Here is a 12,306-nt window from a genome sequence, read left to right on the forward strand (position 1 = left end):
AGCAATGCGCGTGCCCCCGCAAATCGCCGCTCAAAAAAGCCTAGCATCATACTCAGGCGCGCAGGCTGTGGAAGCCTCCAATCACGCGCGTTGCCGTGGTGATCACACAGAGTACGAAAAACAGGCCGGCGATCCATGCAAAGGCGTCGGGCAACAGGCACATCAACACAAAAAATCCGATCGTTTCAGTGCCTTCGGTAATGCCGCTTAAATAGTAAAAACCCTTGCTCGGGTAGCGCATGCTGGTCAGGCCGCGTCGTTCCGCCAGAATAGCAAACGCCAGAAAACTGCTGCCGGTGCCCATAAAACCGAACAGCAATAACGCGGCCGGCAAGGCGTTGGTGTCGGGGCGGGCCAGTGCGAAACCGGCGATAACGGCGGCGTAAAACAAAAAGTCGAGCACGATGTCGAGAAAGGCGCCGCTGTCACTCGGTGCGGTGAGCCGGGCCAGTTCGCCATCGAGGCCATCGGCCAGGCGGTTCAACGCAATCGCCAATAACGCCCAGCTGTAGCATTCAAATGCCAGCAACGGCAGCGCTGCCAGACCGATGGCAAAGCCGGTCACCGACACTTGGTTGGCGCTGATGTGGCGTCGAGCCAGGGGTTTGGCGGCGGCGTTGAGCGGACCTTTGATCAGCGCCAGTGACCAGCGATCAAGCATGGGGTGTCTCCAAAGCCAATAAGATGTCATCCACCGGGCGATCGGCTGGGTCGTGAGTGACCAGCAGAGCGGGAATGCCTAACGCGCGAATGCGGTTGAACACCCAGTCGCGGAAATTCTGCCGTAAGGTTTGATCGAGCTTGGCGAAAGGCTCGTCCAGTAAGATCAACTGCGGTTCCGCCAACAAGGTGCGCAACAAACTGACGCGGGCACGCTGGCCACCCGACAGCGTCGCGACATCGCGTTTGCCCTGGCCGGACAAGCCCGCGTTGGTCAGTGCCGATTCAATCTGCGAGCGACGCTCGCCCTTGGTCAGTCGCGACGGCAACGCAAAGGCGAGGTTGTGATAGACATCCAAATGCGGAAACAACAGGTCATCCTGAAACAGAATGCCGACGCCGCGCGCTTCAACCGGCAGCGCCGCCAGATCGTGACCGTTTAAGCGCATCTGCCCCTGGCTGGAAAACGCTGGCAACAGTGTGCCGCAAATGGCGGCGAGCAAGGTCGATTTGCCGGAACCGCTCGGGCCCATCACCGTGGCGATGTCGCCGGCTTCAAGCGATACATCGAGCGGCGCAAACAACGGCGTCTGATGCAGCAGAACGCTGAATTGGTGCAACTGAAAACTCATCGGGATAAGGCTCCATCCTGTTGCAGGGCGCGATGGCGCCGATAACGCCAGCCGACGGCGAGTGCCGCCAAGGCGAAGCCGATCAGCGGCAAGCCCTGCTGCGCGAGTGCGTAGGCGGCTGCGGTTCGGCGGTCGCTGCCGCTGGCGAGACTGACGGCTTCGGTGGTCAGGGTGGCAAAACGGCCACCGCCGATAAACAGCGTGGGCAGATATTGCGCGACGGAGACGGCAAAGCCCGTCGCCAGCGTATAGCCGATGGGCCGCCACAACATGCCCAGCTTGATGCCGAACCAGGTGCGCCAGCGCGAACCGCTGAGCGTCAGACCAAGCCAGGTGTAGCGATCATCAAAGGCGCGGTACGGCCCACTCAGCGTTAAAAAGGTGTAGGGCAGCACAAACACCAGATGCGACCACACCAGCACCCACCAATGCCGGTCCAGGTTCAGCCAGATCAGGCTGACCTGAAAACCGAACAAAAACGCAATTTGCGGCACCAGCAACGGCAGATACAACAGCCACAATAATCGCTGAGTATTGAACTGGACGTTTTGGTAGCGCAGCCGCACTTCGTTTTCCAGTGCAGCGATGACCAACACCAAAGCGATGACGGCCGCGCTCAAGCCGGTACTGAGCGTCAGCCACAGTGCCGAGCCCAACTGTTCCGGCGCCTGTTGCCAAAAACGCAGACTGAACGCAGGCAGCGCCGCCGGAAAACGCCACTGGCCGGCCAGCGACCAGAGCACCAAAACGACAAGCGCGCCGCCATAGGCCAATGCAGCGATGCCCAGTGCCAGCGCTGCGACGGTTGTTAACATCATCGAGGTCTGGCGACGCCGACCTGAGCGCACGGCCTGCAAGCGCCAGGCGCGTACCAGCGGTTCCAGGCTGCGCAGCGTGACAATCACCAGAACGGTCAGTAACAACAAGGCGGTTGCGCCGGCTGCACCGGGCAGACGCCACAACAAGTCCGGGTCGTTAAACAGTCGGTTGACCAGCACCGCCAGCGTTGGCGGTGTGGTCGGTCCGGCAATTAACGCCAGATCGACCACCGAGAGGTTGTACGCCACCACCGCATAAAACGGCAGTCGCAGCCGACTGAACAGTGGCGGCCACAACAGCGTCAGCCAGATTTTGGCGCGGCCGTAGCCCAGGCTGCGGCCCAGCCAGAGCGTTTCGCGGACTTTTAAAGCCGGCAGCGATGCCAGCGCCATAAACAGCAAAAACGGCGCTTCTTTCAGCGTCAGCACGAACAGCAAACTGAGACCCCAGGGGTCTTGAAAGGTCAGCCAATTGGGCGGGTATTCCGGCCAGCCGGTGGCGCTGGCAAAGAGCCGTACCAGCCAGCCGCTGGGCGCGATCAGAAACCCCAGGCCGATGGCGAAAGCCGCGTGCGGTACCGAAAGAATGGGCGCGAGCAGGCGTTCAATTCGGCGAAACAACGCCGACGGATAAAAGGCGATCAGCAGCAACAAACACATCGACAACGCCAGCACCGCCGAACCCAGGCCAGACAGCAGCGTCAGGCCAACGGCTTTGGACACACCCGGATAAGCAAACAGATCGTGCCAGGGCTGCACTGTGAATTGACGCTGCCCCAGCGCCGGAAACCAACCGAAGGCCGGCAGCCAGGTGCCGGCCAGGCCGACACCGACGGGAATCAGAAACACGGCCAGGATCAGCGTTGGCACCCAGCCGAGTCGGAACCCGAACCGAAACCGCTGTGCGCTCAACGGGCGTAGCGTTCCAGCCAGGCTTGTTCCAGCGCGCCAACCCAGGAGGCGTGCGGCTCGCGCAGCACAGCGCCCAATTCGTCCGGTGCCAGAGTGGCAACGCCGCGTGGCAGGGCGTCGAATAAGCCACGCTGATTAGCATCGAGTTTATCGAGCGCCAGCACGGTCGGATCGCCCCAGACGTTGGTGTCGGCTTTGCGCGCTTGCGCTTCGGGCGACATCAGGAAATTGGCGACCACTTGGGCGGCAGCGGTCTGGCTGCTGTTGTAGGGGATGGCGACAAAGTGAGTGTTGCCGATGGAGCCGGCGTCGTGAACATAAGTGCGCACGCTGTCGGGCAACTCGCCAGTGGCGATCAGGTTGCTGGCGTCGTTCGGGTTGAAGCTGAGTGAAATGGCGATTTCGCCATCGGCCAACAGCCGCTGCATTTCCGGCGCGCCGTTGGTGAAGGTCTGGCCGCGACGCCACATCAGCGGGTGCAGTTCGTCCAGGAACGCCCACAGCGGCGCGGTCACGGTGTCGAAATCGGCGGCTTCGACCGGTTGGTACAGCGCGTCCGGCGTGTCGGTCAATTCCAGCAACGCCTGTTTAATGAAGGTTGTGCCGTGGAAGGCCGGCGGTGCCGGGTAGGTGAAACGGCCGGGGTTGGCTTTGGCGAAATCGAGCAAGTCGGCCATTGATGATGGTGGTGTATCGAGGCGGGCGCTGTCGTAGATAAACACCAGTTGCGCCATGCCCCAGGGCGCTTCGAGGCCGTCTACCGGGGTAGTGAAATCAAAACGGGTGGTGGGTTTGTTGGCGGTATCGACCAGGGCGTAGTTGGGCAGATTTTGCGTGAACGGGCCAAACAGCAAACCGTTGGCTTTCATCGCGGCGAAGTTTTCGCCGTTGATCCACACCAGATCGACCGAGCCGTTTTGATCGCGCCCGGCGGTTTTTTCCGACAACACCTGGCTGACCACCGCGCCGGTTTCGGCGACTTTGACGTGTTGCAACTCGACGCCGTATTCCTCGTCCACTCGTTGTGCGACCCAACTCAAATAGTCATTGATCGGCTGGCTGCCGCCCCAGGCGTGGAAATACACCGTCTGGCCTCGGGCATCGGCAAGAATGTCGTCCCAATCGTCGGCGAAGGCGGTTCCTAACAGCGTGCTGAGTAGCGCGAAAATAAGCGGCAGGCGTTTCATACAAAGTCCTTGTGGTTGGCAACAGACGTAACGGCGGATGATGGTACCCCAAGCGGACTTGCGCTTGGCGGCAAAGTTCCCAAGTTTCAAAGCTTCTAAATTTCAAAGCTTCTAAATTTCAAAGCTTCTAAATTTCAAAAGCCCCTAAGTTTTAAAGCGACATCATTCGCACGCCCATTGTATTTGGATGACCGTTGTTCGACGGGCATTCCGTTCAGCTTGACAGCCCGGCAGTCGCTGACGAGGCTGAGCGCACTCGAAATCGGAGCCTGTTATGTCTGAGCTGCCCAATCCTTTTGCTGAACATCCCGTCTGGGCCGACTTAGCCGCTGAGCAACAACGGTGGTTGTCGCGCTCCATGCATTGCAGCCCCTGGCTGGCGCAATGGCTGGACGGTCGCGATGACGACTGGGCACCGTTCGCAACCAGTCTTAACGCCGAAGTGAATGCTACTGGAGAGTTGGCGGCCTTGAGCGCCGGCTGGACGCTCGACGATGAAGCGCAGGTGATGCGCGATCTGCGTCTGTGGCGCAACCGTCAGTTGGCGCGCCTGATCGTTCGCGATGCCAATGGCCTGAGCACGGTGCGCGAAACGGCGCTCGCTGTGTCGGACCTGGCCGATGCCGCCATCGCCGCCGCACTGGATTACGCCCAACGATTCTGGTCTGCGCAATGGGGCGAGCCGGGGCCGTCTGAATTTGGCGAAACCCATCAGCAACTGGTGGTGTTGGCGATGGGCAAACACGGCGCGCGCGAACTGAATCTGTCGTCCGACATCGATCTGATTTTCGCCTTTCCCAGCGAAGGTGAAACGGCCAACGGCCACAGCCACGAAGCCTTTTTTACCCGCGTCGGCCGCAAGCTGATTCAACTGCTCGACACCCGCACCGAAGACGGCTTTGTGTTCCGCGTCGATATGCGCTTGCGCCCCTGGGGCCAAAGCGGCGCGCTGGTCAGCAACTTCAACGCCATGGCGCGCTATTACACCCAGCAAGGTCGTGAATGGGAGCGCTACGCCATGATCAAGGCGCGGCCGGTGACGGGTGTCGTGGCGGCGCAGGCGGCCTTGATGGCCGAACTGAAACCCTTTGTCTATCGCCGCTACGTCGATTTCCAGGCGCTGGGCGCTTTGCGTCGATTGAAGGATTTGATTCAGAAAGAAGTGCGCCGTCAGGGTCTGGAAGACAACATCAAACTCGGCCGTGGCGGCATTCGCGAAGTGGAATTTATCGCTCAGGCATTTCAACTGATTCGCGGCGGCCAGGATGCCGATTTACAACAGACCGGCACCTGGCCGGTGCTGGCGCTGCTTGCTGGCGAAGGGTATTTGCCTGCCAAGGTCGTGACCGAACTGACCGACGGCTACGATTTCCTGCGCGATCTGGAACACCGGATTCAAGCCCTGCACGACGAACAAACCCAGCGGCTGCCAGCCGATCAAACCGACCTGGAACGGCTGGCGTTGAGTCTGAACCTGGCCGATGTCGAGACGCTGCTTGCGCAACTGGATCATCATCGGCAACGCATCCACCATCATTTCAATCAAGTGATTGCCGACGACAGCGATGCCGACGCCGGAGTGGACGCGCGCTGGCAGCAGTTCTGGCAACAGCCGGAGCAAGTGCCCGACGGCGTGTCCGTGCTGGCGGCCGAGGCGATACGCGCTTTCCACGACGAACCGGCGGTGGCGCGATTGGGCGGAGAAAGCCGCGCCAATCTGGATCGATTGATGCCCTTGTTGCTGACCGAATTGGCGCGCAACGAACAGCTCGAACAAGGCTTTTTAGCCATTCGTCCGATTCTCGAAGCGGTGCTGCGGCGCAGCGTCTATTTCGTCTTGCTGGCGGAAAACCCGGCGGCGTTGCGCGAGTTGTGTCGGCTGGCACCGGCGTCGCCCTGGATCGCCCAGACGCTGGAAAACAAACCGTATTTGCTTGACGAATTGACCGATCCGGACAGCCTGTACCGGTTGCCCGATCGCATCGAACTTCGCGACGAACTGCATCAAATGCTGCTGCGCATTCCTGGCGACGATCTGGAACAGCAGATGGAAGTGATGCGCCATTTTCGCCACGGCCGGGTGTTGCGGGCGGCGGCTTGTGAAGTCACCAACGCGTTGCCGTTGATGAACATTTCGGATTATCTCGCCTGGGTCGGCGAAGTCGTGGTTGAGCAGGCGTTGGCGCTGGCCTGGCAACCCATGGTTGAGCGTCACGGCCGCCCCAGTCGCGACAACGGCGATTGGTGCGAGCTGGATTTCGGCGTGATCGCCTACGGCAAAATGGGCGGGCTGGAGTTGTCGTATGAATCCGATCTCGATTTGGTGTTTCTGCACGACGCGGCCAGCCAGGGTGAAACCGAAGGGCCGAAGGTGATCGACAACCCGGTGTTTATGGCGCGGCTGGGGCAGAAACTGATTCATTTGCTGTCGGCGCAGACGCCCTCGGGCAGCCTCTACGAAGTGGATGCGCGGCTGCGGCCGTCGGGCAATTCCGGGCTTCTGGTCAGTTCGCTGGCGGCGTTCGAAAAATATCAGCAGGAAAAAGCCTGGACCTGGGAACACCAGGCGTTGGTGCGGGCGCGGTTTATCGCCGGTGATCCGGCGGTGCAGCAACGTTTTGAGCAGATTCGCGCGGCGACGCTGTGCCGGGTGCGCGACCGAGCGACATTGCGTCAGGATGTGGTCGAGATGCGCGCCAAAATGACCGAGCATTTAAGCAGTGGCGACAACACAATGTTCGATATAAAGCAGGATGCCGGCGGTATCGTCGATGTGGAATTTATGGTGCAATACGGCGTCTTATCCTGGGCTTCCGACTACCCGGAACTGACGCGCTGGTCGGACAACATTCGTTGTCTGGAACAGCTGCATCGGGTCGGGTATCTGGACCAAGCAGAGCACCGTCGGCTGCTGTCCGCCTATCTGGTTCTGCGCCGCGAGGTGCATCGCCGTATCCTTGAGCGCCAAGGCAATCGTCTGGACGGCGCTGAGGTCAGTGACGAACTGGCGGCGGTTCGCGCCGCGGTGATGAATTGCTGGCAAGCCCTGATGGAAACCGAACCCCGACAGCCCAAACGCTGACCGTGAGTTCGGCTGGTTCGCCGGCCTTGCCGGCGCTGTTCCCGGTCCGTTCGGACCTTTGCAAAATTGGAAATCAAGATGGCCGCATTTGGAACCGTTTTTATGCCGCAGATGGCGCAGACCCGGTACGAAGGTGGACGTTGGTCGTCGGTTGAAATTGTGCCTTCCGACTCACTGACGCTGCACCCCGGCGCGCACGTTCTGCACTATTCCAGCACCTGTTTCGAGGGCCTGAAGGCGTTTCGACACGCTGACGGTTCGGTGAATCTGTTTCGAGTGGACGCCAATGTGGAGCGCCTGGCGCAAAGCAGCCGTCTGCTCAACCTGCCGGCCATCGATAAAGGTCAATTGACCGAAATGATTGTGGATCTGGTGGCGCGCTTTAAAGATCAGGTCCCGCAGGCGCCGGGTTCGATGTACATCCGTCCGACGCACATCGGCATCGAAGCTGCCATCGGCAAAGCCGCGGCACCGACCGATTCCTCGCTGCTCTATGTGCTGCTGTCGCCGGTGGGCGAGTATTTCAGCGGTGGCGACAACGGTCTGACGTTGTTGCTGGAAGAAGATGGCATGCGTTGCGCAGCGCACATGGGCATGGTCAAGAGTGGTGGCAATTACGCCTCGGCGTTAACGCCGATTTTGTCGGCCAAGGCGGAATTCGGTGCCGATCAGGTGTTGTTCTGCCCGAACGGCGACGTTCAGGAAACCGGCGCCGCCAACTTCATCCTGATCGACGGCAACGAAATCATCACCAAAGGTCTGGACCGTTCTTTCCTGCACGGCATCACCCGTGATTCGCTGCTGACATTGGCGCGTGATCGCGGCATGACTGTCAGCGAGCGCAATCTGAGCGTTGATGAACTGCTTGAACGTGCGGCCAAGCCGGGCACCGAAGCGGCCCTGTCGGGTACCGCAGCGGTGCTGACGCCGGTCAGCCGGTTGATTCGCAACGGTGAGTCTTACGCGGTGGGTTCCGGTAAACCGGGTCCAGCGACGACGGCTCTGCGCCAGGCGTTGAATCAGGTTCAGTGGGGTGAAGCGCCAGACGAACACCACTGGCTGACGCCAGTGGGCTGAACGCTTTACGGGAGACGCTAAATAGCGTCAAGCGTCTCCCGTTCAGCGTTTTGCATTTGCTCTCAGCAAATTTGACAGTTTCGGATTCGGTTTGTCTTCCTGACGCAGTAACAAAGCAACGTGGCCGATGGATTGCACCAGAATGGCGTCTAACTGTTCACAGACAGACGCGATGGCGGCTTTCTTTTCGTCGCGGTCGGCCAGGTTCACTTTAATCTTGATCAGTTCGTGATCGCGCAGCGCCCGGTCAATTTCCGCCAATACGGATTCGGTCAGCCCTTTTTCGGCGATGGTGACCAGCGGGTTGAGGTCGTGACCGATGGCCCGGTAGCGTTTTTTCTGTTCCTGATTCAAACTCATTTTTTCACTTCATCTTCAATGGGTGCGTGCGAGCGCGCCATTGTACGTTAGAACCATCGCAACGAGGAAACCCGTGGCTCGATCCAAAAGCAGCAACGACTGGCTGCGCGAACACTTTGACGATCAGTACGTGCGCCAGGCGCAACAGGACGGCTATCGCAGTCGCGCCAGCTACAAACTGATCGAGTTAATAGAGAAGGACAATCTGCTCAAGCCCGGCATGACGGTGGTGGATCTGGGCTCAGCGCCTGGCGGTTGGTCGCAGGTGGCGGCCCGCGCCGTGGGCGATACGGGTTTCGTGTTCGCATCCGACATTCTGGAGATGGACCCGATTGCCGGCGTCGAATTCATTCACGGCGATTTTACCGATCAAGCGGTGTACGACGCCCTGATGGCCGCCATCGGTGAGCGTCCGGTCGATCTTGTAATCTCCGACATGGCCCCCAACATGAGCGGGGTAGCCGCGGTGGACCAACCAGCCGCCATCTATCTGGTCGAATTGGCATTGGAGATGGCAACCGCTATCCTGAGCCCCGGCGGCAGTTTCGTCGCTAAGGTGTTCCACGGAGAAGGCTTTGATGACTACGTCAAAGCGGCCCGTCAGGCATTTACACGTGTGGTGATGCGCAAGCCAAAATCATCGCGCGCCCGCTCCCGGGAAACCTATCTGGTCGCCCAGGGGTTTCGGGGATAAGCGACAACGCAGTTCGTCTGCAAACAATGAGTAAAGTTGAACGATATGGCTAAGAATCTAGTTCTCTGGTTGATCATAGCGGCCGTACTGCTGGCCGTGTTCAATAACTTCGATATGGCACCCAGCACCGAAGAGATGAGCTATTCCCGCTTCGTCCAGCAGGTCGAACAGGATCAGATCCGCTCGGTGACCTATCAGGGTTTGAACATCCAGGGCATTCGTCGCGACGGCTCGCGGTTCGACACCGTGCGTCCGCCGTACGTGGACGATTCGCAACTGATCGACCAGATGATCCAGCACAACGTCGATGTGGTCTCCAAACAGCCGGAACAGCAAAGCATTTGGACGCAGTTGCTGGTCGCCGCCTTCCCGATCTTGATCATCCTCGCGGTGTTCATGTTCTTCATGCGCCAGATGCAAGGTGGCGCCGGTGGCGGCAAAGGGCCGATGAGCTTTGGTAAAAGCAAAGCCAAAATGCTCAGTGAAGATCAGATCAAAACCACTTTCGCCGATGTGGCGGGTGTAGAAGAAGCCAAAGAAGATGTGCAGGAGCTGGTCGAGTTTCTGCGCGATCCGGGCAAATACCAGCGTTTGGGCGGCACCATTCCGCGTGGCGTATTGATGGTGGGCCCGCCGGGTACCGGTAAAACGCTGCTGGCCAAAGCCATTGCTGGCGAAGCTAAGGTACCGTTCTTCTCGATTTCCGGTTCTGACTTCGTGGAAATGTTTGTCGGTGTCGGCGCCTCTCGTGTGCGCGACATGTTCGACCAGGCTAAGAAGCAGGCGCCGTGCATCATTTTTATCGATGAAATCGACGCTGTTGGCCGTTCGCGCGGTGTTGGCATCGGCGGTGGTAACGACGAACGCGAACAGACATTGAACCAGTTGCTGGTGGAAATGGACGGCTTCGAGCTGAACGATGGCGTCATCGTCATCGCCGCCACCAACCGTCCCGACGTGCTGGACCCGGCCTTGCTGCGCCCCGGTCGTTTCGACCGCCAGGTCGTCGTGGGCTTGCCGGACATTCGCGGTCGCGAACAGATTCTGAAAGTACACATGCGCAAGATTCCGGTTGCCGACGACGTCGACGCTGCAGTTATCGCGCGTGGCACCCCGGGCTTTTCCGGTGCCGACCTTGCCAACCTCTGTAACGAAGCGTCCTTGTTTGCCGCTCGTCTGAGTCGCCGCGTGGTCAGCATGGAAGAATTCGACCGGGCCAAAGACAAGATCATGATGGGCGCCGAGCGCAAATCCATGGTCATGTCGGAAAAAGAGAAGATCAACACCGCTTACCACGAATCCGGCCACGCCATCATTGGCCGGCTGGTGCCGGAGCATGACCCGGTTTACAAGGTGTCGATCATTCCGCGTGGCCGCGCTTTGGGTGTGACCATGTACCTGCCGGAAGAAGACCGTTACTCGGTCAGCAAGCGCCAACTGGAAAGCCAGATTTGCAGCCTCTACGGCGGTCGCATCGCCGAAGAAATGACTAACGGCGTTGATGGCGTAACCACCGGTGCGTCCAACGACATCGAACGCGCAACTCAGTTGGCACGCAACATGGTGACCAAATGGGGTCTGAGTGAACTCGGTGCGCAGCAGTTCGAAGAAGAACAGCAGGGCTATCTGGGCGAGCAGGGTTCCATGTCCAAGGTGTCCGCTGAAACCGCCAAGGCGGTGGACGTCGAGATCAAGAAGATACTCGATAAGTGCTACAAGACAGCCTACGAACTGCTCGATGCCAACCGCGACAAGCTGGAAGCCATGAAAGATGCGCTGATGGAGTATGAAACCATCGACGCCGAGCAGATCGAAGACATCATGAACAGCCGCAAGCCCAGCCCGCCGAAAGGTTGGGAAGACCGTAACAAAGGTGGTTCAGGTCCCGATCCGGCACCCGCCGCCAAGGCGGTGGACGACGAAGGTGACCTGAATCGCGAAGGTCAGCCTGAGTAAGGCGATACGAACCAAGCCAGATAAAACGGCGCTGCGGCGCCGTTTTTTTATTGGGAGCAATACAGGTGGGTATGAACAGTTGGCAGCAGTGGCGTTGTGGCAATCGGACGCTGGACCTGAGCCGCACTCAGGTGATGGGGGTATTGAACGTCACGCCCGACAGCTTTTCGGACGGCGGCCGTTTTGTCGGTCGCGATCAGGCGATTGCGCACGCCGAAGCCATGGTCGCAGCCGGCGCCGCCTTGATCGACATCGGCGGTGAAAGTACCCGGCCCGGTGCGGCGGAAGTCAGCGTGCAGCAAGAGCTGGATCGCGTGTTGCCAATCGTAGAAGCCCTGGCGGGCCGGGTTGATGCTGCTTTGTCTGTCGATACCAGCACACCCGAAGTGATGTGCGAAAGCGCTCGGCTGGGCGCGCACCTGATTAACGATGTCCGCTCGTTGTCGCGTCCGGGCGCACTGGCAGCGGCGGTCGAATCCGGCTTGCCGGTTTGCCTGATGCACATGCAGGGGCAGCCCGGCACCATGCAGCTCAGTCCGGAATACAACGATGTGGTGGCGGAAGTTGAACGTTATCTTGCCGAGCGCATTGCTGCGTGCGAGGCGGCGGGCCTGAGTCGTCAACAACTTATGGTTGACCCGGGGTTTGGCTTTGGTAAAACGCTGGGCCACAATCTGGCGCTGCTCGATCAACTGGCTCGATTTCAGTCATTCGATTGCCCTGTTCTGGTGGGCATGTCGCGCAAAACCATGATTGGCGATGTACTCGGTAAACCCGTCGATCAGCGTCTTTATGGCAGTCTGGCGGTGGCGGTCACGGCCGCGCTCAAAGGAGCGGCCATCGTGCGGGTGCACGATGTGGCGCAGACGGTCGATGCCATCGCCATGGTCAACGCTGTTCAACACGGTTATTAAAAAGGGAGTTGCAC

General features: G+C 59.6%; 10 protein-coding genes. 5 read left to right on the forward strand and 5 right to left on the reverse strand.

Annotated elements, in window-relative coordinates:
* Positions 1 to 52: 52 nt before the first annotated feature.
* From DW349_RS04325 to DW349_RS04340, 4 genes are read right to left on the reverse strand one after another with little or no spacing between them, the layout of a single operon-like run.
* Positions 53 to 661, reverse strand: coding sequence for a CDP-alcohol phosphatidyltransferase family protein (locus DW349_RS04325; RefSeq protein ID WP_108126083.1), 609 nt, complete (start codon positions 659 to 661; stop codon positions 53 to 55).
* Positions 654 to 1,292: an ATP-binding cassette domain-containing protein gene (locus DW349_RS04330; RefSeq protein ID WP_108126082.1), complete on the reverse strand. Its 639-nt coding sequence runs from the start codon at positions 1,290 to 1,292 to the stop codon at positions 654 to 656. Before DW349_RS04330 ends, DW349_RS04325 begins: the two co-directional genes overlap by 8 nt.
* Positions 1,289 to 2,980 carry an ABC transporter permease gene (locus tag DW349_RS04335; RefSeq protein WP_157954378.1) on the reverse strand — a complete coding sequence of 564 codons (1,692 nt, stop codon included), beginning with the start codon at positions 2,978 to 2,980 and terminating at the stop codon, positions 1,289 to 1,291. Before DW349_RS04335 ends, DW349_RS04330 begins: the two co-directional genes overlap by 4 nt.
* A gap of 38 nt (positions 2,981 to 3,018) precedes the next feature.
* Positions 3,019 to 4,209, reverse strand: coding sequence for an ABC transporter substrate-binding protein (locus DW349_RS04340; protein WP_108126080.1), 1,191 nt, complete (start codon positions 4,207 to 4,209; stop codon positions 3,019 to 3,021).
* A gap of 274 nt (positions 4,210 to 4,483) precedes the next feature.
* Between DW349_RS04340 and glnE the strand changes: the two genes are divergently transcribed.
* On the forward strand, positions 4,484 to 7,291 hold the full coding sequence (gene glnE, locus DW349_RS04345) for a bifunctional [glutamate--ammonia ligase]-adenylyl-L-tyrosine phosphorylase/[glutamate--ammonia-ligase] adenylyltransferase (RefSeq protein ID WP_108126079.1): 2,808 nt from the start codon (positions 4,484 to 4,486) through the stop codon (positions 7,289 to 7,291).
* A gap of 78 nt (positions 7,292 to 7,369) precedes the next feature.
* Positions 7,370 to 8,368 carry a branched-chain amino acid aminotransferase gene (locus tag DW349_RS04350; RefSeq protein ID WP_108126078.1) on the forward strand — a complete coding sequence of 333 codons (999 nt, stop codon included), beginning with the start codon at positions 7,370 to 7,372 and terminating at the stop codon, positions 8,366 to 8,368.
* Positions 8,369 to 8,410: 42 nt separating this feature from the next.
* On the opposite strand, the gene DW349_RS04355 is transcribed toward DW349_RS04350, so the two are convergent.
* On the reverse strand, positions 8,411 to 8,728 hold the full coding sequence (locus DW349_RS04355; protein WP_108126077.1) for a YhbY family RNA-binding protein: 318 nt from the start codon (positions 8,726 to 8,728) through the stop codon (positions 8,411 to 8,413).
* A gap of 73 nt (positions 8,729 to 8,801) precedes the next feature.
* Between DW349_RS04355 and rlmE the strand changes: the two genes are divergently transcribed.
* From rlmE to folP, 3 genes are all read left to right on the forward strand, one after another.
* Positions 8,802 to 9,422, forward strand: a complete 621-nt coding sequence (gene rlmE, locus DW349_RS04360) for a 23S rRNA (uridine(2552)-2'-O)-methyltransferase RlmE (protein ID WP_108126076.1) — start codon at positions 8,802 to 8,804, stop codon at positions 9,420 to 9,422.
* Positions 9,423 to 9,467: 45 nt separating this feature from the next.
* Positions 9,468 to 11,378 carry an ATP-dependent zinc metalloprotease FtsH gene (gene ftsH, locus DW349_RS04365; RefSeq protein WP_108126075.1) on the forward strand — a complete coding sequence of 637 codons (1,911 nt, stop codon included), beginning with the start codon at positions 9,468 to 9,470 and terminating at the stop codon, positions 11,376 to 11,378.
* Positions 11,379 to 11,449: 71 nt separating this feature from the next.
* Positions 11,450 to 12,292, forward strand: a complete 843-nt coding sequence (folP, locus tag DW349_RS04370; RefSeq protein WP_108126074.1) for a dihydropteroate synthase — start codon at positions 11,450 to 11,452, stop codon at positions 12,290 to 12,292.
* The last annotated feature ends 14 nt before the right edge of the window (positions 12,293 to 12,306 follow it).

Origin of the sequence: Saccharospirillum mangrovi (assembly GCF_003367315.1) — a bacterium.
Classification (GTDB): Bacteria; Pseudomonadota; Gammaproteobacteria; order Pseudomonadales; family Natronospirillaceae; genus Saccharospirillum; species Saccharospirillum mangrovi.

What these genes read in the sequence shown, in the direction of transcription:
- DW349_RS04325 (WP_108126083.1), bottom strand. Translation starts at nt 661, where the DNA reads ATGCTTGATCGCTGGTCACTGGCGCTGATCAAAGGTCCGCTCAACGCC.
- DW349_RS04330 (WP_108126082.1), bottom strand. Translation starts at nt 1,292, where the DNA reads ATGAGTTTTCAGTTGCACCAATTCAGCGTTCTGCTGCATCAGACGCCG.
- DW349_RS04340 (WP_108126080.1), bottom strand. Translation starts at nt 4,209, where the DNA reads ATGAAACGCCTGCCGCTTATTTTCGCGCTACTCAGCACGCTGTTAGGA.
- glnE (WP_108126079.1), top strand. Translation starts at nt 4,484, where the DNA reads ATGTCTGAGCTGCCCAATCCTTTTGCTGAACATCCCGTCTGGGCCGAC.
- DW349_RS04350 (WP_108126078.1), top strand. Translation starts at nt 7,370, where the DNA reads ATGGCCGCATTTGGAACCGTTTTTATGCCGCAGATGGCGCAGACCCGG.
- DW349_RS04355 (WP_108126077.1), bottom strand. Translation starts at nt 8,728, where the DNA reads ATGAGTTTGAATCAGGAACAGAAAAAACGCTACCGGGCCATCGGTCAC.
- ftsH (WP_108126075.1), top strand. Translation starts at nt 9,468, where the DNA reads ATGGCTAAGAATCTAGTTCTCTGGTTGATCATAGCGGCCGTACTGCTG.
- folP (WP_108126074.1), top strand. Translation starts at nt 11,450, where the DNA reads ATGAACAGTTGGCAGCAGTGGCGTTGTGGCAATCGGACGCTGGACCTG.